The organism is Streptomyces sp. BE303 (genome assembly GCF_036290945.1).
Lineage (GTDB): Bacteria > Actinomycetota > Actinomycetes > Streptomycetales > Streptomycetaceae > Kitasatospora.
This window is the reverse complement of the sequence record NZ_JAQYWZ010000583.1, coordinates 1-597: the sequence shown is the minus strand read 5'-3', so window position 1 is coordinate 597 and position 597 is coordinate 1. Positions and strand designations below refer to the sequence as shown.

At 72.2% G+C, this 597-nt stretch carries 2 protein-coding genes; both read left to right on the top strand.

Features of this window, described 5'->3' with window-relative positions:
- Window positions 1-393 (top strand): acyltransferase domain-containing protein (locus PUR56_RS12925; protein WP_329949003.1); only part of this gene is annotated, 393 nt, incomplete at its 5' end.
- 9 nt (window positions 394-402) lie between these two features.
- The coding region (locus tag PUR56_RS12920; protein ID WP_329949002.1) for a hypothetical protein at window positions 403-597 on the top strand (195 nt) is incomplete at its 3' end.

The following is a 597-nucleotide window of genomic DNA, read 5'->3' as shown; positions in this document are numbered from 1 at the left end:
GCGGGCCTGGAAGCCGAGATCGACGCCGTTGCCGAGGCTGCGGGTGGGCGGGGCTGGAAGTCCAGCCGTCTGCGGACCAGTCACGCCTTCCACTCCCGGCTGATGGAGCCGATGTTGGAGGACTTCCGCGCCGTGGTGCGGGGGTTGTCCTTCGCCGAGCCTTCGGTCCCGGCGGTGTCGTCGGTGACCGGCCGCCCGGGCGGTGTCGGGCAGTGGTCGGACCCGGAGTACTGGGTCGACCAGGTCCGCACGCCGGTCCGCTTCGCCGAAGCCCTCGCGGCCCTCGACGGCGTCAACAGGTTCGTCGAACTCGGCCCGGACGGAGTGCTGTACGCGCTCGTCCACCGGCCAGACGAAGTGACTCCGCCGCTGCTGCTCCGAGACAGTGGCTAAGTCACAAGCGTGCTCCCGGCCGTGGACGTCGCCGTGGTGAACGGCCCTGGGGCCGGGGTGGTCGCGGGCCTGGAAGCCGAGATCGACGCCGTTGCCGAGGCTGCGGGTGGGCGGGGCTGGAAGTCCAGCCGTCTGCGGACCAGACACGCCTTCCACTCCCGGCTGATGGAGCCGCTGTGGGAGGCCTTCCGCGCCGGGGGGCGG